Here is a 22,107-nt window from a genome sequence, read left to right on the forward strand (position 1 = left end):
TAAAAAAACGTGTTTATCTTATAAAAACTGATTGCCAATCTTTTAAAAAAAATAAAAACCCTTTATTATGGGTTTTTATTTGGTAACTTTTATAAAATTAAAATAATTTATTTAATAATTTTAGAAACAGTCCCTGCACCAACTGTTTTACCACCTTCACGGATAGAAAACTTAGTTCCTTCTTCAATAGCGATTGGATTATTCAAAGTAACAGTCAATTCTGCATTATCTCCTGGCATCACCATTTTAGTTCCTTCTGGTAAATGAATAACAGCTGTAATATCTGTAGTACGTATATAAATTTGAGGACGGTATTCCGAGAAAAAGGCAGTGTGACGTCCTCCTTCTTCTTTAGTTAACACATAAACTTGAGCTTCAAATTGAGAATGAGGTTTTACAGAACCTGGTTTAGCCAACACTTGACCACGTTGAACGTCTTCTCTGTTGATTCCACGTAATAAAGCACCAATGTTATCACCAGCTTGAGCTAAATCTAAATCTTTTTTAAACATTTCTATAGCTGTAACGATAGTTTTTTTAGTTTCTTTTAAACCAACGATTTCTACTTCATCACCGGCTTTAATTTCTCCTCTTTCGACTCTCCCTGTAGTCACTGTTCCTCTACCGGTAATAGTGAAAACATCTTCTATTGGCATCAAAAATGGACGGTCAACTTCACGAATTGGATCTTCAATGTAAGTATCTAAAGTGTTAATTAATTTATTAATTTGAGCAACATAATGAGTGTCGCCTTCTAAAGCTTTTAAAGCTGAACCTCTAATAATAGGAGTATCGTCTCCTGGAAAATCATATTTAGATAATAATTCACGAACTTCCATTTCAACTAACTCTAAAATCTCTTCATCAGGGCAAAGATCACATTTATTTAAAAACACTAATATTTTTGGAACTCCAACTTGTCGCGCTAATAAAATATGTTCTCTTGTTTGAGGCATTACGCTATCTGAACCAGAAACAACTAAAATAGCTGCATCCATTTGAGCGGCACCAGTAATCATGTTTTTAATATAATCAGCATGTCCAGGACAATCAACATGAGCATAATGTCTTTTGACAGTTTCATATTCCACATGAGAAGTTTTAATAGTAATACCACGTTCTCTTTCTTCAGGAGCATTATCAATTTGATCATAAGCTCTACTTTTTGCCAAACCTTGAGATGATAACACTGCAGTTATAGCAGCTGTTAAAGTAGTTTTTCCGTGGTCAACATGACCGATAGTTCCAACATTTAAATGTGGTTTATTTCTTATAAATTTTTCATTAGCCATTTTCAAAGGCCTCCTTTTAATTGGGTTTGAGATTTTTTAATAATTATTGCCATTTAAATTTTAACTTATTTTTTGAATAAAACAACTCTTTTATGCAAAAAAGAAGGAAAAAATATTATTAAAGATGAAACTAAGTTAAGTACGTTTTTTAATAATATCTTCAGTAATGCTTTTAGGTGCTTTTTCATATTTTGAAAATTGCATTATAAAAGTAGCTCTTCCTTGGGTATTGGAACGCAAAATAGTAGCATAACCAAACATTTCAGAAAGCGGGACAAAAGCTCTAATAGCAGCTGCATTAGCGCGTGATTCTTGATTTTCCAGACGTCCTCTTCGTGAAGTTAAATCACCAATAACACTACCAACATAATCATTAGGAGTAACTACTTCAACATCCATAATTGGCTCTAAGATAACTGGATTACCTTGGTTTTTAGTTTCTTTCAAAGCCATAGAAGCTGCAATTTTAAAAGCCATTTCAGAAGAATCGACATCATGGTAAGAGCCATCAAATAAAGTAGCTTTAATATCAATAATTTGATAACCAGCTAAAATGCCACCTGCTAGAGCTTCGTGAACTCCTTTTTGAACAGCTGGAACATATTCGCGAGGAACAACGCCACCAACAATCTTATTCACAAATTCAAAGCCTTTACCAGGGTTAGGTTCAAAACGCATCCAAACATGACCGTATTGACCACGACCACCTGATTGACGAATAAATTTACCTTCCGTTTCAGTTGTTTGAGTAATGGTTTCGCGATAAGCCACTTGAGGAGCTGTTACATTAGCTTGTACTTTAAATTCTCTTTTAAGACGATCCATAATGATATCTAAATGCAATTCACCCATTCCTGCAATAATAGTTTGTCCAGTTTCATGATTGGAAAAAACTTTGAAAGTAGGATCTTCTTCAGCTAATTTAGATAAGGCAATCCCCATTTTATCTTGATCGGCTTTCGTTTTAGGTTCTACTGCAATTTCAATTACTGGTTCAGGGAAATTCATTGATTCTAAAACAATAGTTTCTCCTTCTGCTGCCAGGGTGTCTCCTGTAGTAGTTCCTTTGAGACCAACAACTGCTAAAATATCTCCAGTATGTGCTTCTTTAACTTCTTCGCGAGAATTAGCGTGCATTTGCAGTAAACGTCCAAAACGTTCTTTGATTCCTTTCACTGTATTAACAACATAAGAGCCAGATTTAACTGTTCCTGAGTAAATCCGGAAGAAAGTTAATTTTCCCACATAAGGATCTGTCATGACTTTAAAAGCTAAGGCAGTAAAAGGTTGTTCATCCGAACTCAAACGAACAATTTCTTTGTTGTCAGAATCAAAACCAACAATAGAAGAAACATCGCAAGGAGCTGGCAAATAATCAACAATTGCATCCAACATTTTCACAACCCCTTTATTTTTAAAAGAAGAACCACATAAAACCGGGAAGAAAGTAGCTTGTAAAGTGGCTTTACGAAGGGCTTTTTTTAATATTTCAGAAGTTATAGGTTTTTCTTCTAAGTAAAACATCATCAATTCTTCATCTACGTTAGATAAAGCTTCAATTAATTCATTTCTTTTAGTTTCAACTATGGTCTTTAAATTTGAAGGGATGTCAATTATTTTTCCATTTTCTTCGGGTGAACCATCATATTCAAAAGCAGTTAATTCAATTAAATCAATAATGCCAGTAAAGTTATTTTCTGCACCAATAGGCCATTGAATAGGATAAGCTTGCACTCCTAATCTTTGCTTAAGAGTTTCAATTGCATAAGTAAAATTAGCACCAATTTTGTCCATTTTATTAATGAAAATAATCCTTGGTACTTTATATTCACTAGCTTGACGCCAAACAGTTTCAGTTTGTGGTTCTACTCCTGCTTGAGCATCAATCACTGTGACAGCTCCATCTAAAACCCTTAAAGAACGTGAAACTTCAACTGTAAAATCAACATGGCCAGGAGTGTCAATAATATTAATACGATATTCTTTCCAAAAAGCTGTTGTTGCAGCTGAGGTGATGGTAATACCTCTTTCTTGTTCTTGTTCCATCCAATCCATTTGAGAAGCGCCATCGTGGGTTTCTCCGATTTTATGAATTTTTCCAGTGTGAAATAAAATTCTTTCTGTAGTAGTGGTTTTACCTGCATCAATATGAGCAATAATGCCAATATTACGAGTTTTTTCTAATAAAAACTGACGTGCCATTTTTTATTCTCCTATAATGTCAAAAATCACCAACGATAATGTGCAAAAGCTTTATTAGCTTCAGCCATACGATGCGTTTCTTCTCTTTTTTTAACTGATATACCGTTCCCTGAAGAAGCATCTATGATTTCTTTAGCAAGTCTTTCTTCCATGGTTTTTTCATTGCGTTCCTTGGTGTAACGAATAAGCCATCTTAGTGCTAAAGATTGACGTCTTTCAGGACGAACTTCGGAGGGAACTTGATAATTTTGACCACCAACACGACGAGTACGAACTTCTAATATAGGCATAATATTTTTAAGTGCTTCGTGGAAAACTGTGATTGGATCTCTTTGAGTAATTGTTTTTATTGTTTTTAAAGCTTGATAAAAAATATTTTGCGCTGTTCCTTTTTTACCATCTTCCATAATAGTATTAATAGTTTTAGTCACTAACTTAGAATTATAAACAGGATCAGGGTGAACATCGCGCTTTTTAATATGACCTTTACGAGACAAAACAATACACCTACTTTCTTAAATTTTAATAATATTTGATTTAATAATGATTTTTAAATTTATTTCTTAACTTTAGGTTTTTTAGAGCCATATTTAGAACGCCCTTGTTGACGGTTAGCAACACCTGCAGCATCTAAAGTACCACGAACGATGTGATAACGGACGCCAGGAAGATCTTTTACTCTTCCGCCACGCACTAAAACTGAACTGTGTTCTTGCAAAGAATGACCTATTCCTGGGATATAAACATTTACTTCACAACCATTACTTAAACGAACTCTTGCGAATTTACGCAAAGCAGAGTTTGGTTTTTTAGGCGTCATTGTGGTAACGCGAATACAAACTCCCATTTTTTGAGGAGAATTATAATTTTGAATTTTCTTATGTAAGGCATTAAAACCATAGCTTAAAGCTGGTGATTTCGTCTTAGCAGTTTTGCTACTTCTTCTTTTTTTAATTAATTGAGAGACTGTAGGCATAAGTAATTTTCCTTTCTTTTTGTGGTTTTTATGTTTTTAGCTTTAATTTTCATCTTTAGGAGGTGTTTTTTTAGGATATTCAAAATCCGTAGTTTCTAAAATACCTGTACCTGCAGGAATTAAACCACCAATAATAACATTTTCTTTTAAACCATATAAATGGTCTACTTTCCCTTTGATAGCAGCATCAATTAAAATCTTAGTAGTTTCTTGGAAAGAAGCAGCGGAAAGCAAAGAATCACTTCTTAAAGAGGAACGAGTAATTCCTAAAATAATTGGTTTTGCTAAAGCTAATCGTTTTTGTTCTTTTAACATTTCTAAATTAGCTTTCTTAAAGTTATTAATAGAAATTTCTGTACCAGGTAAAAGTTGTGTATCGCCTTCATCAAGAATTAAAACTTGTTTAAACATTTGATGAATAATGATTTCAATATGTTTATCACTAATAAACACATTTTGAGCGCGATAAACTTTTTGAACTTCTTCTAAAATATATTTTTGAGTTTCTATAGTGCCTGCTACTCTCAAAAGTTCTTTTAAATCAACTGAGCCAGAGGTTAATTTTTGACCCGGATAAACATCGTTATTTTTGCTTACTAAAATATCTACATTAGCATCTAAAACATAAAGTTGTTCGTTTTGTACATCGTTTTCGGGGACAATCACAATTTCTGGATGTTGTGAACGTGGATGGTTAATTTTTTTAACCTTACCTTTAAATTCGCTAATTAAAGCTTTTCCTTTAGGTTTTCTTACTTCAAAAAGTTCTTCAATTCTAGGAAGCCCTTGGGTGATGTCAGATGCTGAGGCAACCCCTCCGGTATGAAAGGTTCTCATAGTTAATTGAGTTCCTGGTTCACCAATAGATTGAGCAGCAATAACTCCAACAGCTTCACCAATTTCAACTAATTTATTAGTGGCTAAATTAATCCCATAATCTTTAGCGCAAATGCCATATTCACAATTACAAGTTAAAGCGCTTCTAATAGGGACTTTTTTAATTTTAGCATCAATAATGGCTTGAGATTTTTCTTCAGTAATTAATTCATTACGTAAAACAATAGTTTCATGAGTTTTTGGATGATAAATATCACGACTAGCAAAACGACCTATAATACGGGTCTTTAAAGACACGATTTCTTTACCATCGCTCATCATAGGTTCTACCATAAAGCTACGATCGCTACCGCAATCTTCTTTAATCACTACAATATCTTGAGTAACATCAACTAAACGACGAGTTAAATAACCTGATTCAGCAGTTTTTAAAGCGGTGTCGGTGGAACCTTTGCGAGCTCCATGAGTAGAAATGAAAAACTCAGATACTTTAAGTCCTTCTCTAAAAGAGGCTTTAACTGGGACTTCAATGATTTCCCCTTTAGGGTTATTCATCAATCCCCTCATTCCGGCCAATTGAGTAAAGTTAGAAGCACTACCACGAGCGCCACTTTCGCTCATCATAAAAATATGGTTGTCCTGTTGAAACTCTTTCATTAAACCTTCTTGAATCTGATCGCGAATAACTTTCCATTCATTAATAACTAAGCGACGACGTTCAACATCTGTTAAAAATCCTTGATGATACCAATTTTCAATTTGAATATTACGTTTTTCTACGATTTCTAATAATTTTTCTTTTCCAGAATAAGTATTAATATCAGCGAACGAAACAGTAATTCCTGCAATAGTAGAATATTTAAAACCTAAATTCTTAATATGATCTAGCATTTTAGAAGTTTCTGTAATTTTCATTTGTTTAAAAAAACAAGCAATAATCATCGATAAGAACTTTTTATTAAAAGGTTTGGGAACAGGTAGTTTTTTTAAAAATTGTTGTGGATTAGTTCCTGGATTTAAAAAATATTGATCAGGTGTTTTTACATATAAATTGAATTGAGTGGGTTCGTTAATATAAGGGAAATTAACAGGCAAAATAGCATTAAAAATTAATTTTCCTAAAGTCGTCATTAAATATTTTTTCTTTTGTTCCTCGGTGAAAGTTAAATTAATGGATTGAGGTTTGATAAAAATTCGAGTATGTAAATCTATTTCTTTGTTTTGATAAGCTATTTTAGCTTCATTAATGTCGACAAAGAACTTCCCTTCATTACGATGTTTTTCTTGATATTCTAAATTACGTTGTGAAGCGTTATAACCTTGCAAAATACGATCTTTTTTTTCTTCAATAGTCAAATAATAATTACCTAACACCATATCTTGAGAAGGAGTAACAACTGGACTACCGTTTTTAGGATCTAAAATGTTATTAGAAACCAACATCAATAAACGGGCTTCAGCTTGAGCTTCCAAAGAAAGAGGGACATAAATAGCCATTTGATCGCCATCAAAATCAGCGTTAAAAGCAGAGGTTACTAAAGGGTGCAAACGAATGGCTTTGCCGTCGATTAATTTAGGATCAAAAGCTTGAATCCCTAAACGATGAAGAGTGGGGGCACGATTAAGAAGCACTGGATGTTCCTTCACTACTTCTTCTAAAGTGTTCCAAACTTCTTCATTCATTTTTTCATAAATCGAATTGGCATTTTTTTTATCAATCCCTTTAGTTTCTTGTAATTTTTTAAGAATAAAAGGTTTAAATAAAATAATTGCCATTTCGCGAGGAACACCGCATTGATGCATTTTAAGATCAGGTCCTACAATAATAACTGAACGTCCAGAATAATCAACTCTCTTTCCTAAAAGATTTTGACGAAAACGTCCTTGCTTTCCACGTAACATTTCTGATAAAGATTTAAGAGGGCGATTTTTTTCTACATTATTAATATTTTTTTTAAGATTTTTATCACTATCGAACAAACAATCGACTGCTTCTTGCAACATTCTTTTTTCATTTTTAATAATTAATCGAGGGGCTTTTTGCATCATTTGTTTTTTTAAACGATTATTGCGGTTAAGAATACGACGATATAAATCATTAACTTCGGTAGTAGCAAAACGTCCTCCATCTAAAGGAACCATCGGTCGTAAACCAGGTGGTAAAACAGAGATGACATCCATCACCATCCATTCTGGTTTATTGTCTGATTGGTGAAAGGATTCGATAATTTCTAATCTTTTAATCACATTCTCTCTTTTTTGTTTAGAAACTTCTGACAATGTTTTTCGAAGAATTTTAATCGTTTTTGCTAAATCAAGGTTTTCTAATAATTTTCTAACTGCCTCAGCACCCGTTAAAGCAACAAAACTATTAGGACCCCAAAGATATAAAGCTTCCGTATATTGAGTTTCAGTGATAATTTCTTTTTCTTTAAAAGAGGTTTTTCCAGGATCAATAACTACATAAGAAACATAATACACTATTTTCTCTAAATCTTTGGCTTTGATATTTAAAAGAATAGCTAAACGACTAGGAGATGAATTCAAATACCAAGTGTGAACAATTGGGGCTTGTAATTCGATGTGACCCATTCTTTCGCGTCGCACTTTTGTTTCTGTAAACTCAACGCCGCATTTGTTACAAAATTGACTTTTATTGCTAACTTGTTTTTTAGAACAAGCACATTGAAAATCAACTACTGGTCCGAAAATTTTTTGACAAAACAATCCTCCAGCTTCAGGTTTGTAACTGCGATAGTTAATGGTTTCACAACTTGTAACTTCACCATAAGACCATTGACGAATTTCATCAGGAGAAGCTAAACGAATTTTAAAATAATCATAATCGCGACTTCCGTATTCCTTATCAGATAAAAACAAGGAGGTTTTAGGAATAGGTTTTTCATCAACAACAGGAGGGATGTGATTATACAAATCAAATAAGTCGTGAAGTTGTTTTAAAGAAACTGGGTCGCTTTCAAAAGATTTGGTGAGTATTGAAACAGGTGTGTGCAAAAGTTGCTCAAAATCTTTAATTTGTAAAAAAGAAAATTGTTCCATCATATTTTTATTTAAATTAAGATTTTTTAAATCACGAGGTAAGGCAAATTGTTTTAAAATAGGCAAAATTTCTAAAAAAGTTTCTTGTAACAAAACTCTTAATTCTTCCAAAGAAAAAGTATTAAAATCTTCCAAAGCGTTAATTCCTGAAAGTTTTAATTTTTCTAAAATCGGAGGAGCAAGTTTTAATGTGTGTAACGGCCTAAATAATTGAGTATCGCTCATCTTTAATTATAACCTTCCTTTTTATAATCAATTAAGGATTTATTAATTTCGTTTTCTTTAGTGTCAGTCTTAATTAATTCAACATATAACCCTAAAGATTGTAACTCTTTAATAAAAACTCTAAAGCTTTCAGGAATGCTTGGTTTTGGTAAAGGAGTTCCTTGCACAATGGCACTATAAGTTTTATTTCTACCGATCATATCATCACTTTTAACAGTTAAAATTTCTTGTAAAGTGTGAGCAGCACCATAAGCATAAAGGGCCCATACTTCCATTTCACCAAATCTTTGGCCTCCGTTTTGAACTTTACCACCCATAGGCTGCTGAGTAACTAACGTGTAAGGGCCTACATTGCGGGCGTGTAATTTATCGTCGACCATGTGTGATAATTTAATCATATACATTACTCCGACAGAAATGCGACTATCATAAGGTTCACCAGTTCTTCCGTCGTATAAAACCATTTTGCCATCAAGTTCTAAATTAGCTTCTTGCATGATTTCTTTAAGGTCATTATCGTTGACGCCATCAAAAACAGGAGTGGCCACTTTTATTCCTAATTTTTTAGCAGCCATCCCTAAATGAATTTCTAAAATTTGACCAATATTCATTCTACTAGGAACACCTAAAGGATTTAACATAATATCAATAGGAGTGCCATCAGCCATAAAAGGGAGGTCTTCTTTTGGTAAAATACGCGAAATTACTCCTTTATTACCATGGCGACCAGCCATTTTATCACCTTCATTGATTTTACGTTTTTTAGCAATAAAAACACGAATGCTTTCGTTAACTCCGAAGGGCAAAATATCACCATTTTTTCTAGAAAAATAATGGACACTTTGAACGATTCCACCTTCTCCATAAGGGACTCTTAAAGAGGAATCTTTGTATTCGCGAGCTTTTTCACCAATTACTATTTGAATTAATTTTTCATAAGATGAAGGTTCAACATTACCTTGAGGAGTTATTTTCCCCACTAAAATATCACCTTCTTTAACTTCAGATCCGGGAATAATAATGCCTCTTTCATCTAGATTTTTAATGGCATCGGCACCAACATTAGGAACTTCTCGTGTGATTTCTTCTTGGCCACTACCTTTTTTTAATTCCCTAATTTGAACTTCATATTTATCAATATGAATAGAAGTATAAACATCATTTTTGACTAACTCTTCTGACATAATAATGGCATCTTCATAATTATAACCTTCCCAAGTCATAAAAGCTACCGTTACATTTCTACCAAGTGCTAATTCCCCTTGAGAAGTGGAGGGGCCATCAACTAAAATGTCGCCTTTTTGGATATATTCTCCTAAAACCACAATTGGTTTTTGCAAAATCAAAGTGTCTTGATTAGATTTGGAAAAGTTAATTAAAACGTATTCAACTTGATAATTTGTAATTTGATGTTCATATAATTCTTTTGCCACTTCGTAAGTGAAATCTTGTTGCATGTCGAAAATAATTTTGTTATTAAGTGAAATGTTTTGATTAGGTTTTTTCGTGATAACAATTTTTTGAGCATCCACGTAAGTCACAAAACCAGATTCTTTAGCAATAATCAGGGAACCTGAATCTTTAGCAGCTCGATATTCAATTCCTGTTCCTACAATAGGAGATTCAGGAATCAATAAAGTAACCGCTTGACGTTGCATATTGGCGCCCATTAAAGCGCGCGAAGCATCATTGTGTTCTAAAAAAGGAATAGACGATGTTGCCACAGAAACGATTTGTTTAGAAGAAACGTCAGCATAAGTAATTTGTTCTCTTTCGTAAATCCCTGTTTCTCCATTTTTCCGAGCGATCACCTTTTGATCTTTGAAAGTATTATCTGGATTAATAGCAAACCCAGCTGAAGCTATAATTTCTTCTTTTTCTTGATCTGCTGTTAAATAATCTATTTGATCCGAAATTTGAGTTTTGCCGTTTGCATTAAAAACCCTAAAAAAGGGAGTTTGAATAAAACCGTACTTATCAACTTTAGCATATGTTGAAAGAGAAGTGATCAACCCAATAGAAGGACCTTCAGGGGTTTCAATAGGACACAATCTACCGTAATGAGAATTATGAACATCTCTAACCTCAATCCCCGCTCGATCACGGTTAATTCCGCCTACTCCCAAAGCTGAAACCCTTCTTTTTTGCGTAAGTTCTGCTAAGGGGTTAATTTGATCCATAAATTGAGATAATCGTGAACTTGCAAAAAAAGATTTAATGATGCTTGTTAAAAAAGTAAAGTTAACTAAATCTCCTGGAACAACCTCACTAAATTTGCTAACAGAAATCATATCTTTAATATTTTTTTCCGCTCTAGTTAAACCAATTCGAAATTGATTTTTTAACAATTCTCCAATCAATCTTAAACGACGATTCCCTAAATGATCAATATCATCAACGTTACCGACGTTTTCATAAAGATTTAAATAATAACTAATACTTGCTATAATATCAGATAAGGTAATGTGTTTTTTAGTTTCTCTTTGATCATTTCCTATTATTTTAACTTTATGGGTTAATCTATCGTTTTCATCTTTAGAAGTATAAACTTCTAAAATTTCATTAAATACTCCCTTGCGCTCATTTTCTTTTTGATAAATATCTTTAGCACCTAAAAAGAATTTAATAACCTTTTCATCAAGTGCTTGAATATTTTTTCTTAAATCATTAATCATTTCATTAGTTATTGAAGCACCTTGAGTGAATAAAATTTCACCTGTGCGAACGTTTACAATATTTTTTTTAAGATATAATTGTTCTTTTTTAGGATCTTTTTTATAAGCTAAAATTTCTTCATCTGTTTCGTTTTCTAAATTATGTTTAAGGTCAAATAGTTCTTGAAGTAAAAAATAACGATGTTTTTTTAAAATTTCAAGTTTTTCTTTTGTTAAAAGTTCATTTTTAGGTAAAATGATTTTTTTTGTGTTAGGGTCAACAAAATCATAAACTAAATAAGTATTTTCCGCTCTTGTTAAAACATCTAATTTTTTATTAAACTTATATCGACCAACTGTAGCAAGATCATATTTTTTTTGATCAAAAAATCTTGTTCTAATAAATTCTCTTGCTGTGTCTACAGGAACTTTCTCGCCTTGACGAATTTTAGAATATAATTCCACTAAAGCGTTGTCTGTATCCATATGGGTTTCTTTTTCAAAAAAAGAATTAAGGATGGGGTTTTGACCAAAAACATTTTCTATCATTTCTTTATTGTCGAAACCTAAGGCATAAATGAAACTAGATAGGGAAATTTTTTTAGAACGATCAAGTTTAACATATAAAATTTCTTTTGATCCTTCTTCGTATTCAATCCAAGCTCCGCGAGAAGGGATGACTTGACCAGAATATAAATTTCTATTAAGTTTAACATCGAAACTACTAGAAAAATAAACACTAGCGGATCGCACAATTTGAGAAACCACTACTCTTTCAGTGCCATTAATTATAAAAGTACCAGTGTCAGTCATTAAAGGTAAATCTGTTAACAAAATATTACTTTGTTTGGTTTCTCCAGTTAACACATTTTCTAAAGTAGCTTTCACAAACAATTGAATAACATAACTGATATCTTTATTTTTAGATTCTTCAACACTATATTTAGGTCCTGTAAAATAATAATCATCAAAATGAATTTTTAAATCACCATTATAACTTTCAATAGGACAAAAATCCTCTAATAACTCTTTAATACCTTGCTTCAAAAACCAATCAAAAGATTGGTTTTGAATTTCAATTAAATTGGGTAAATCAACATCATAAATTATTTTGGAATAATTACGACGTTCCGCTTTTTTACCATATTTGATGTTATTATAACCCATCTTATTCTCCTATAAATTATTTCATATTAGTAGTTTTTGCAAAATCTTTATTTTTAAATTAAATTTTGTCTTTTTATATTAAAACAAAAAGATTGCAAGACTAAAAAACCTGAGATAACTCAGGTTTTTATATCACTTGTAAGAGAATAATTTATTGAATCTCAATAACAGCACCAGCTTGTTCTAATTTGGCTTTAATATCTTCAGCTAATGATTTAGAAATATTTTCTTTTACTTTTTGATCAGGAACTTTAATAAATTTATCGGCATCAAGTAAACCCAAACCTGTTATTTCACGAATTACTTTAATCACAGCAATTCGATTTTTACCAAAATTTTTCATAATCACTGTAAATTCTGTTTTTTCTTCCACTTCGGTTGCATTTGCAGCTCCATTTGCGGCTACCGCTAAAGCATTTGGATCAATTCCGAATTCTTCTTTTAATCCATCTAACAAATCTTTAATTTCTAACAAAGACATTTCTTTTAAAGCTGTTATAAAACTTTCTTTAGTTAATTTAGCCATTTTAATCTCCTTTTTGATAATCTTTTGATAATTTTCATAATTATAAAATTTATTATTTTTTTATTTCTTGTTTTTCTGACAACATTTTTAAACCAATTGCTAATTGTTGCAAAGGGGCCATCATGCCAACAGCTAAAAGTGCTAACATTTGTTCTTTAGAAGGCAAAGTAGCTAAACTATTGATTTCTTGTAAGGAAACCAGTTTCTTTTCCACCATGGCAGAAACAATCTTAATATTCTTATTTTTTTTTGCAAAATTATAAATAATTTTAATAGGTTCTAAAAAATCTTGCTGACTAATAATTAAGGCTTTAAGTCCTTTTAAAAAAACAATTAAATCATTATATTGAGCATTAACAGCGGCTCTTTCCATAATGTTTTTAGGATAAACCTTAACTTCGCAATTAATTTTTTTTAATTGACGACGAAGTTGCATAAAAGCGCTTACTGGAAAACTAGAATATTCAAAAACAATAACTGTTTTGGCTTGAATAAATTTTTCTTGTAAAAAAGAAACTTTTTCCATTTTTTTGGCTAACTGAGGTTTTATCATTGATCTATCCTTTCTTTAAAACTTAAACAAAAAAAACTTGATTTTTATTGCAATATAATTGTCATAGGATCAATTTTAATTCCTGGAGACATAGTAGTCGATAAGGAGATTTTTTTAATATAATTCCCTTTGACTGTACGTGGTTTAACTGCCAACAATTGTGAATATAATGTTTTTAAATTTTCTAATAATTGATATTCTTCAAAAGAAACTTTTCCAATAATTGCATGAATATTGCCATTTTTATCAAGACGATACTCAATTTTACCTTTTTTAATTTCTTGAACAGCTAACCCAACATTATCAGCAACAGTTCCTACTTTCGGATTAGGCATTAGCCCTTTTGGTCCTAAAATACGTCCTAATTTACTTAATTGAGGCATCATTGCAGGAGTAGCTATTAAAACGTCAAAGTCAAACCAATTTTTAGCAATTTTATCGATTAAATCTTGATCACCAACATAATCAGCTGCAGCTGCTTGAGCATCTTTGGCTTGTTGTCCTTGAGCAAGAACAGCTACTTTTAATACCTTACCTGTTCCATGTGGCAAATTAAGGGCGCCTCTTAAATTTTGATCCGCTTTTTTAGGATCTAAATTCAAATTAAAAGCACATTCCACTGTTGAATCAAATTTAGTAAATTGAGCTTGTTGAGCTAATTTAATCGCTTCTTGAAGAGGATATGTTTTTTTAACATTAATTTTCTGACTTGCTGCTAAATATTTTTTACTACGTTTCATCCAAGTAATTCCTTTCTCAAAACAAATCAATATTTTTGTTTTTAATATTTTTCATAACTTAATCTTCGATTAAAATTCCCATATTGCATGCGGTACCTTCAATTATTTTACATGCTTTTTCAATAGAATAGGCATTTAAATCTGGCAATTTCAAATTTGCAATCTCTTTGATATTAGCGCGTGTAACAGTTGCTACTTTATTTTGTTTAGCGTTAGAAGAGCCAGAGTCGATTTTAGCAATTTTTTTTAAAAGATCACTAGCTGGTGGAGTTTTAGTCACGAAAGTAAAACTTCTATCTTCATAAACAGAAATTACTACTGGAATAATAAAACCCGCTTGTTCCTTGGTTGCTTCATTAAATTGAGAGCAAAAAGCTGGAATATTAACTTGAGCTTGCCCTAAAGCAGGACCCACTGGAGGGGCTGGATTAGCTTTTCCTGCAGAAATTTGCAATTTCACCATTTTAACAACTTTTTTAGCCATAAAAAACCTTTCTTTTGTAAAACGAAAACCATTTATTTATTTTATTCAAAAAAACAAAAATACATAGCTTTCTTTTCTTTTTAATTATCAACATTACTAACATTTATTAGTTACAAAAATCTATGACAAAAAAATTAGACAACTTATTTTAACATAAATTTTAAAGATTTAGTAAAAAATGTTTATATTTTAACAAAAAACTAAGATATTTCCTTAAAATCATTAAAGGATATTTCTACTGGCGTAGACCTGCCAAATAAATCAACTTCCACTATCATTTTTTCTCGACTATCGTCGATAATAGATACTTGGCCGCTTTGTCCTGCGAAAGAACCAGAAATAATTTCTACTTTTTTACCAATTAAATTTTCATAATTAGGTTTATTAATGATTCCCATTTTTAACAAAACAGGATGAATTTCTTGTTCTGATAAGGGAACTGGTTTGGTTCCTATACCACTAGAACCTAAAAAACCAGTTATTCTGGGTGTATTTTTTACTATAAACCAAGAACGATCTGTGATAATCATTTGAATGAAAACATATCCAGGATATATTTTTCTTTCTCTAGAAATTTTTTTGCCATCAGCACGAGTTTCGTAATAAATTTCTTTAGGAGATAACGCATTGAGAATTAAATCGCTGACACCAATGCTTTCAACCCTTCTAAGTAGTTCTTCTTTAACAATGTTTTCATAACCTGCATAAGTTTGAGCAATATACCATTTAGGTTGATGCAATTCTTGCTGTATTTCTTTTTGATCGTTGTTTTTAGAATCAATTTTTTTAATAATTTGTTTTTCTTTTTTCATATATTTTTTCTATTTATTTTGTTATTTCTTAAAAAATTCATAAGAAAATTTGATGATAACTTCAAAATAATAAATGCAAAAAATTAAAAAAAATGTAAAACAGATCACTTGTAAGGTATTGACAACAATTCGTTTAAAAGAAGGAAAAGTAATGTTTTTAATTTGTGTCAAAGCGCTTTTTACAAAAGGAAAGGAAGCAATACAAAAGATCAAAATAAAAAAAATAACTAAAGGGATTTTTACTGGTTGCAGACTGTCATAAGTGATTCCCAAAAATCTCTTACCTTCTTCTGGTTGTTTCCATAATTCTCCACAACTCCCCAAAGATAAAATAGATATTATAAATAATAAAATATTAATAAAGGTATATTCTCTTTTAATAACACCTAATAGCTGGTTTGGTTTATTTTCATTAACTGTTTTAATTCCCATAAACTGAAAAACTCCTTTACTTAGTTTCTTTATGCAAAGTATGTTGATTACAATGAGAGCAATATTTTTTCAAAGCTAAGCGTTGTTGGTTATTGTTGGTTTTAGCTTTTATATGATAATTACGATTCAAACACAAAACACAAACTAAAATATTTTTTTTCAAAAAATAACTCCTTTGGTAACAGAAAGTTTAAAAAATATTAATTTAATTTTTCAAAACATCTTTTTTTATTATATCACAAAAAAATACTTTTTTTTCAAAAATGCAAAATATTTAACATAATCTTTTGTGAATCATCATAATTATTCATTTATCGCGAAATTCGAAAAAAATTTAATAATAAATTTAGATGAAAACTATATGAACGGGCTTACCTAACGAAATACAAACAATGAGGTTTTAATAATTATTTTTATTAAGTTAACAAAGTCACATACATCATCAAAGCAGCAGCTACGCTGACGTTTAAAGAATTAATTTTACCACACATAGGAATTTTAACCAATAAATCACATTTTTGTTTTAACAAATAACGGATTCCAATTCCTTCATTGCCAACAATAATAGCCAAAGATTGATTATTAGCAATTTGATTAAAAGAATGAGTGGCGTTACTATCTGTTCCTACAATTAAAACTTGATATTTTTGTAATTTTAAAATAGTTTGGTATAAATTAGAAACTAAAAAAATTTTGATATATTCCAAAGCACCACAAGCAATTTTGGCTACCGTTGAGTTTAGAGGAACTTGGTGTTTTTTACTCATGATAACTCCATTAAAGCCACAAGCTTCAACAGTTCTTAAAATAGCACCTAAATTATGAGGATCATTGATAGCATCTAAAATTAAAAAACGTTGTTTTTGATTAAAATCTAAATAACTATCTAAATCATAAAATTGATAATCTTGAACTTTAGCTGCTACTCCTTGATGATTTTTTTGTTTTGTTAAATCATATAAATATTTTTTATCAACTAATTGATAAATAATTTTTCTTTTTTGCAAAAAAGATATCAACAAAGGGTCTTTTAATTTTTGATCAAGGTATAATTGATAAATTTTTCTACTAGCCAAAATTGCTTCTTTGATGGTATTTTTACCATAAATAATCATATTAAACCTTTCTTTGTTGTCTTATCTTTTTTGAGATTCTTTCCAAAAATAAGGGATTAATAAAGATAAAATAAAAACAACAACTAATAATATTATTTCAAATGGATCCAAGAAGGTAAAATCTTTAAATACGCCTAAAATATTAGCAAAACACAAAGAACAAGCTAACATAACTATCAATAAAACTCTTTTAGCTAAATTAAAAGGTTTACAAACCAAAGCTAAAACTGTAAATAAAATTAAAGTAGAAGTTAAAATAGAATAATTAGCAATTATCGTTAAATCATTTTGTTTTAGTTCGGTGTTGTTTAATGCTTTGTGAATGTAAATAAAACAATAACTAACAAAAGATAAAATAGCATAAGGGAGAGCTTTCTTAAGGTTTTTAACCCAAAAACGGCCACTAATAATTTGATGATTTTTTTCAAAAGATAACAAAAGTGAAGGAATCCCAATTACCCAATAATCCATAATAAATTGTAATTTTAAAGGATCAAACGGGAAATAACAAGGTCTGCCAAAAATATTAAAAACAATAACAGCTAGAGCTAACAAAAAAGCAATAATGGTCTTAGTAAAAAATAAAACCGAAATTTTATCTAAATTATTAACAATCCTTCTTCCTTCAAAAACCACTTGTGGCATCGAAGCAAAATTAGAATCCATTAAAACTAAATTAGAAATATTGCGCGTAGCTTGACTACCAGAAGCCATAGCAATAGAAAGATCGGCCTCTTTTAAAGCCAAAATATCATTAACACCATCCCCTGTCATAGCCACTTTTTGATCCATTTTTTTAAAAGTTTGAATCAAGATTTTTTTTTGTTGAGGAGAAGTGCGTCCAAAAACATCATATTGTGTTGCTATCTTAGCAACTTTCTCATCTGTCATACCTTCTAAACTAATTGCCTTATGACAACCATTAATCCCCACTCTTTGAGCTATTTGAGATACAGTTAAATAATTATCTCCCGAAATCACTTTAACAACAACATCGTTTTTTTGAAAAAAATCAATAGTGGAAGGAGCATCTTTTTTAATATTATCTTCAATAACGATTAAAGCCAAAGGAGTGCACTTAAAATCATCTAAAATTTTATCAGTCATAGAGTTATTTGATGAAATAATATTATTGGCTGCTTGCGCAAACAAAAGAACTCGATGACCTAATTTAACTTGAGTTTCAAAATCTTTTTGAATTAAAGAAAAATTATTTTTAAGAATAAATTCAGGGGCTCCCAAAAAATAAGTGCCTAACCCATCGAACTCAACAACGCTATATTTTCTAACACTAGAAAAGGGAATGTTTTGTTTGGGGGGGAATAAATCAGTTATTTGACCAAATTCATTCATTAAAGCATCGCGAGTATGATTAGAAGTGAATTCAGCTTTTAAAAAGGAAGCTATTAATTTTTTAAAAGGAAGATGTTTTTGATAATAAGGGATAATGGTTTTTACTTGCATTGTTCCATCAGTAATAGTTCCTGTTTTATCCAAACATAAAGTGTTGATTTGAGCTAACATTTCAATACCAAATAAATTTTGAGCATAAACTTTTTGTTTTGCTAAATTGACAAAACCAACAGCTAAATTAATATTAGTTAATAAAAATAAACCTAAAGGAAGCATTGCTATCATCATGCCACATAAACCAAGGTAAAATTGGTCGTTTTTGAGAATAGAAGAGTTATGTTGCGAACGACCAAACATAGTTAAAACCACAACAAACAAAGTTAAAAAGACCATAATAATTCGAATCAATAAAAATAAACTTTTCATCAAAGGGGTTTTTGGTTGTTTATATTTTTTCGCTGCTTGAGTGATTTTTTCAATATATATATCTTTTCCCACTGCCACAATTTCAGCTAAACATTGTCCAGAAACAACATAACTACCGGAGTATAAAAAGTCACCTTCTCTTTTAACTATTAATTCTGTTTCCCCGGTTAAAAGCGATTCATTAACTTCAATAGCTCCCCTCTTAACTTTAGCATCAGCTGTAATTTGTTGTCCAGTTTCAAGCGATAAAACATCTTCTAAAACCAAATCAGTAACAGCAACAGTTGTTTTTTGACCATTCCTAATAACTTGAGAAGAATTTTTTAACAACAAAGATACTTGATCTAGGGTTTTTTTAGCTTTAATTTCTTGAAAAATACTAATTAACATATTAGTTAAAGATACCAACAAAAAAAACAAATGTTCATATTTTTTAATAGAAATAATTATGATTGTCACAATTAAAATTAATAAAGTTAAGGAGTTAAAGCAATTACTCCATAAAATATCTTTCAAATTGCGAGAATTTTTTCGAACAACAACATTAACTTGCCCTAAAGCTTTTTTTTGATCTACTTGCTGATTAGTTAATCCAGTAATATCGGATTTATTTAAAAATTCACTCATATAGGAATACCATACTTTTCATAATTAATATTTAAATGATTCTTCAATTAAACAATTCATATTAAAAAAACTAAATTTTATCTTTATTTTGGAATTTTTTTAAAATGATTTGAAATACATTATTTTTTTAATAAAAATAAAAAATCAATCCTTCCTCGTTCATTGATTTTAATACATTTAACTAACACTTTTTCACCTATTTTTAAAATATCAGTAATTTTTTGAGATTTAATTTGGTTTGAATGAATTAATCCTTCAATTCCTTGAAAAATTTGAGCAACAGCCCCTACAATTTTACCGTATTTATCAGTTAAAAAACGTAAAATAGTAGCTTGGTAAGAATTACCAACTTTAATTTCTTGTATTAAATTTTCAATAAAAGAAACTGTTTTATCAACCATCTCTAAATCAGAATGCATTACAAAAACACGACCATCTTGTTCAATGTCAATTTTAACTCCATTGTGAGCCTCAATAATTTGATTAATAATTTTGCCACCAGTGCCGATAACATCACGGATTTTTTCTGGTCTTATTTGAATCATCTTAACTTTAGGGGAATATTGGGAAATTTCTACACGAGGTAATGCGATAATGTTATTCATATGTGCTAAAATATGAAGACGACCTTTTTTAGCACGAAATAAGGATTCTGTTAAAATTTTTTCCGAAATTCCTTGAATTTTAAGATCCATTTGTAAAGCTGTAATTCCTTGGGTACTTCCTGCTATTTTTAAATCCATATCGCCAATATGATCTTCAAGACCTTGAATATCAGTTAAAACGGCATATTCATTAGTTTTTTGATCAAAGCATAATCCTATAGAAATGCCAGCAACTGCTTTTTTCAAAGGAACTCCTGCAGCCATCAAAGCCATAGAGGTTGCACAAACAGTAGCTTGAGAGGAGGAACCGTTTGATTCCAAAATTTCAGAAACAACCCTAATAGTGTAAGGGAAATCGTTTTCCTGAGGTAAAAAAGGCAGAATAGCTTTTTCAGCTAAAGCGCCATGACCAATTTCTCTTCTGCTGGGAGCAGCATAACGGCCGATAGCCCCAACAGCAAAAGGAGGAAAATTATAATGAAGCATAAAACGCTTGTTTTGTTCATCGTTTAAGCCATCCATAATTTTGCTTTCAGATAAAGAACCTAAAGTGACGACTGCTAAACTTTGAGTTTTGCCACGAGTAAATAAAGCAGAACCATGAGTCCTTGGAAGCAAATCAATTTGCGAGTCCAATGCTCTAATTTCTTCTAAATCTCTTTGATCAGGTCTTTTTTGTTCTTTAATGATGTAATTTCGAATTTCTTGTTTAAATAATTTTTGAGATAAAGTTTCTATGGTTTGCAAATATTTTTTTTGAGCCTCGAAATCAAAAAAAGTAACCTTTTGAATAGTTTTAAAAAAAGGTTTTTGGCGAGCTTTTTCCAAAATTTCTTCTTTTAAAAGTTGTAAGTGGTTTTTTTCTGTTCGATCAGAAAATTTTAAAACAGCTTCCATGATTTTGGATTGATATTGTAAATTAAATTCTTTTTCTAAAGTTAAATCAATTGAATCGCAATTATTGAAGTTTTTGGTTTTACCGATTTCTTTTTTAATGTTTTCTTGAAATAAACATAATTTTTTGATATATCGATGAGCAAAAGAAATTGCTTCTAAAAAAACTTCTTCAGAGACTTCATTAGCGTGAGCTTCAATCATAATAATATTATTTTTAGTTCCTGACACCATTAAATGCAAAGAAGAATTTGATAATTGTTGCAAAGTAGGGTTGATTATTAATTGATCGTCGATTTTTCCAACATAAACTCCAGATACAGGTTCAAAAAAGGGGATTTCAGAAATCAATAAAGAGAGAGAGCTGCCTATAATAGAAGCTAACTCACTTTTAAAATCAGGATCACTACTTAAAACCGTGTTAATAACTTGCATTTCTTGTTTAAAACTTGCAGGAAATAATGGTCGTAAAGAGCGATCGATTAAACGCGAAGTTAAAACTTCATGATCATTTAAACGACCTTCTCTTCTTAAGAAACTACCAGGAATTTTTCCAGCAGCATAAAATTTTTCTTGATAAATAACAGTTAAAGGAAGGAAATCAAAATTATTGGGACAACGACTAAAAACAGTAGTTGTTAAAACCACTGTATCTTGAAAACGCACTAAAACAGAAGCATCAACACTGCGAGCGTAAGTATCTATTTCGACTTTAAAAGGATTTTTTAAATCAGTATTTTCAAAAACTTTCTTTAACACTTTCATTGCTCCTTTAATTAATTTTTTGGTTGTTTTTTCAATAATGATAAAAATAAAAAGCTAGAATTTGAATTTATTTCAACAAACTAGCTTATTTGAATTATCTAATTATTTAAATTTTAAGCGATATTTAATGAAAAAATCAATTTAAAATTATTTTAAAAAAAATATAAAAAAATTATTACAAAAAACAATAAAAAAACAATTGTAATGTAGTAGTTTAAATATTTTTGAAATAAATACTCATTTAAAAAATAATTTCAAAAGTGAAAACTAATAAAATGGCGCCCACGCTAGGACTCGAACCTAGGACCCTCTGATTAACAGTCAGATGCTCTAACCAACTGAGCTACGTAGGCTGTTAAAAA

Annotated in this window: 16 protein-coding genes and 1 tRNA gene; all 17 read right to left on the bottom strand. The window is 30.6% G+C overall.

Annotated features, from left to right (window positions below):
* Nucleotides 1-107: 107 nt before the first annotated feature.
* The 17 genes from tuf to CHTY_RS02220 all read right to left on the bottom strand — a co-directional run bounded on the left by tuf (nucleotide 108) and on the right by CHTY_RS02220 (nucleotide 22,098).
* Nucleotides 108-1,292 (bottom strand): elongation factor Tu, encoded by a 1,185-nt coding sequence (gene tuf, locus CHTY_RS02140; protein ID WP_203552284.1) that lies wholly within the window; start codon nucleotides 1,290-1,292, stop codon nucleotides 108-110.
* A gap of 135 nt (nucleotides 1,293-1,427) precedes the next feature.
* Nucleotides 1,428-3,494, bottom strand: coding sequence for an elongation factor G (gene fusA / locus CHTY_RS02145; protein ID WP_203552285.1), 2,067 nt, complete (start codon nucleotides 3,492-3,494; stop codon nucleotides 1,428-1,430).
* A 26-nt stretch (nucleotides 3,495-3,520) separates the two neighbouring features.
* The gene (rpsG, locus tag CHTY_RS02150; RefSeq protein ID WP_203552286.1) at nucleotides 3,521-3,991 is read right to left on the bottom strand and encodes a 30S ribosomal protein S7; all 471 of its coding nucleotides are present in this window, start codon (nucleotides 3,989-3,991) and stop codon (nucleotides 3,521-3,523) included.
* Nucleotides 3,992-4,050: 59 nt separating this feature from the next.
* Nucleotides 4,051-4,470 carry a 30S ribosomal protein S12 gene (gene rpsL / locus CHTY_RS02155; RefSeq protein WP_203552287.1) on the bottom strand — a complete coding sequence of 140 codons (420 nt, stop codon included), beginning with the start codon at nucleotides 4,468-4,470 and terminating at the stop codon, nucleotides 4,051-4,053.
* A 42-nt stretch (nucleotides 4,471-4,512) separates the two neighbouring features.
* A complete protein-coding gene (rpoC, locus tag CHTY_RS02160) occupies nucleotides 4,513-8,592 on the bottom strand; it encodes a DNA-directed RNA polymerase subunit beta' (protein WP_203552288.1) in 4,080 nt (1,359 codons plus the stop codon).
* A 2-nt stretch (nucleotides 8,593-8,594) separates the two neighbouring features.
* Nucleotides 8,595-12,413, bottom strand: coding sequence for a DNA-directed RNA polymerase subunit beta (rpoB, locus tag CHTY_RS02165; protein ID WP_203552289.1), 3,819 nt, complete (start codon nucleotides 12,411-12,413; stop codon nucleotides 8,595-8,597).
* A gap of 151 nt (nucleotides 12,414-12,564) precedes the next feature.
* Entirely contained in the window at nucleotides 12,565-12,939 is a 375-nt protein-coding gene (gene rplL, locus CHTY_RS02170; RefSeq protein WP_203552290.1) for a 50S ribosomal protein L7/L12, read from the bottom strand.
* 52 nt (nucleotides 12,940-12,991) lie between these two features.
* Entirely contained in the window at nucleotides 12,992-13,492 is a 501-nt protein-coding gene (gene rplJ, locus CHTY_RS02175; protein ID WP_203552291.1) for a 50S ribosomal protein L10, read from the bottom strand.
* Between the two features lie 44 nt (nucleotides 13,493-13,536).
* Complete coding sequence (rplA, locus tag CHTY_RS02180) at nucleotides 13,537-14,232, bottom strand: 50S ribosomal protein L1 (RefSeq protein ID WP_203552292.1); 696 nt, start codon at nucleotides 14,230-14,232, stop codon at nucleotides 13,537-13,539.
* Between the two features lie 58 nt (nucleotides 14,233-14,290).
* On the bottom strand, nucleotides 14,291-14,716 hold the full coding sequence (rplK, locus tag CHTY_RS02185; protein ID WP_203552293.1) for a 50S ribosomal protein L11: 426 nt from the start codon (nucleotides 14,714-14,716) through the stop codon (nucleotides 14,291-14,293).
* A 200-nt stretch (nucleotides 14,717-14,916) separates the two neighbouring features.
* Entirely contained in the window at nucleotides 14,917-15,528 is a 612-nt protein-coding gene (nusG, locus tag CHTY_RS02190) for a transcription termination/antitermination protein NusG (protein ID WP_203552294.1), read from the bottom strand.
* 21 nt (nucleotides 15,529-15,549) lie between these two features.
* A complete protein-coding gene (gene secE / locus CHTY_RS02195) occupies nucleotides 15,550-15,960 on the bottom strand; it encodes a preprotein translocase subunit SecE (RefSeq protein ID WP_203552295.1) in 411 nt (136 codons plus the stop codon).
* 16 nt (nucleotides 15,961-15,976) lie between these two features.
* Nucleotides 15,977-16,123, bottom strand: a complete 147-nt coding sequence (gene rpmG / locus CHTY_RS02200; RefSeq protein ID WP_203552296.1) for a 50S ribosomal protein L33 — start codon at nucleotides 16,121-16,123, stop codon at nucleotides 15,977-15,979.
* 253 nt (nucleotides 16,124-16,376) lie between these two features.
* Nucleotides 16,377-17,075, bottom strand: a complete 699-nt coding sequence (rlmB, locus tag CHTY_RS02205; RefSeq protein ID WP_203552297.1) for a 23S rRNA (guanosine(2251)-2'-O)-methyltransferase RlmB — start codon at nucleotides 17,073-17,075, stop codon at nucleotides 16,377-16,379.
* Nucleotides 17,076-17,096: 21 nt separating this feature from the next.
* The gene (locus CHTY_RS02210) at nucleotides 17,097-19,481 is read right to left on the bottom strand and encodes an HAD-IC family P-type ATPase (protein ID WP_203552298.1); all 2,385 of its coding nucleotides are present in this window, start codon (nucleotides 19,479-19,481) and stop codon (nucleotides 17,097-17,099) included.
* 119 nt (nucleotides 19,482-19,600) lie between these two features.
* Nucleotides 19,601-21,739, bottom strand: a complete 2,139-nt coding sequence (locus CHTY_RS02215; RefSeq protein ID WP_203552299.1) for a polyribonucleotide nucleotidyltransferase — start codon at nucleotides 21,737-21,739, stop codon at nucleotides 19,601-19,603.
* Between the two features lie 282 nt (nucleotides 21,740-22,021).
* A tRNA-Asn gene (locus CHTY_RS02220) sits at nucleotides 22,022-22,098 on the bottom strand.
* Nucleotides 22,099-22,107 lie beyond the last annotated feature (9 nt).

This window comes from Candidatus Phytoplasma meliae, from assembly GCF_016876135.2.